Consider the following 608-nt stretch of genomic DNA (forward strand, 5'->3'; position numbering starts at 1 on the left):
GGTCGGTGAGCTCGTCCAGCGCGCGCGCCTCGATGTCGCCCCTCAGTCGTTCTTGGTGCGCGACGGTCAAGGGGGAGTGGCGGAGGGTGTGCTGGTACAGGGTGCGGATGCGGCAGCCGGTCGTTCTTGGTGCGCGACGGTCAAGGGGGAGTGGCGGAGGGTGTGCTGGTACAGGGTGCGGATGCGGCAGCCGCGGTCCAGCAGAGCCTGGTCGCGGTCCGTGGCGACGGCGTAGGCCGCCTCGGCCCGTTGCCTGGTGACCCTGGTGTGGGGCTGGATGGTGAGCAGCTCTCGGGAGGCGTCCGCCATGGCCGCGGTGATGGCCTCGTTGATCCGCTTCTTTCCGCTGAGAAGCGTCAGCGTCGGGGTGGCGATGATGAGCCGGTCGGTGAGCTCGTCCAGCGCGCGCGCCTCGATGTCGCCCCTCAGTCGTTCTTGGTGCGCGACGGTCAAGGGGGAGTGGCGGAGGGTGTGCTGGTACAGGGTGCGGATGCGGCAGCCGCGGTCCAGCAGAGCCTGGTCGCGGTCCGTGGCGACGGCGTAGGCCGCCTCGGCCCGTTGCCTGGTGACCCTGGTGTGGGGCTGGATGGTGAGCAGCTCTCGGGAGG

At 70.4% G+C, this 608-nt stretch carries 1 pseudogene; it reads right to left on the reverse strand.

Annotation, left to right across the window (positions count from 1 at the left end):
- Positions 1-66: 66 nt before the first annotated feature.
- Positions 67-608, reverse strand: a pseudogene (locus CA983_RS48815) (hypothetical protein); the annotation flags it as partial.

The sequence above is a fragment of the Streptomyces swartbergensis genome (assembly GCF_002148965.1).
Classification (GTDB): domain Bacteria; phylum Actinomycetota; class Actinomycetes; order Streptomycetales; family Streptomycetaceae; genus Streptomyces; species Streptomyces swartbergensis.